At 63.0% G+C, this 243-nt stretch carries 1 protein-coding gene; it reads right to left on the bottom strand.

What is annotated here, in order from left to right; genetic code table 11:
- A partial coding sequence (locus Q5762_RS39430) for a hypothetical protein (RefSeq protein ID WP_315897137.1) occupies positions 1–243 on the bottom strand: 243 nt, incomplete at both ends.

The raw sequence follows: 243 nt of genomic DNA, 5'->3' as shown, positions 1-243 counted from the left end.
CGCCGGCCCGCGCGAGGGCATCGTCGTCAACCTGCCTGAGCACCGGCTGTATTTCTTCCCGAAGCCCAGAAAGGGAGAGAAGCCTGTCGTCATCACCTATCCGGTGAGCATCGGAAAGATGGACTGGCATACGCCGCTCGATGTCGAGCAGCGTGTCCTGATAGGTGGACTTGATCCGCTCGTCCGTGCCGAACACGGCCGAACCGTTCTCCGGAAGCTCATAGACGGTCGCGGCGGCGGGAC

The organism is Streptomyces sp. P9(2023), from assembly GCF_032436795.1.
Lineage (GTDB): Bacteria > Actinomycetota > Actinomycetes > Streptomycetales > Streptomycetaceae > Streptomyces.
The sequence above is the reverse complement of the archived record's forward strand: the minus strand, read 5'-3'. Positions and strand labels throughout refer to the sequence as shown.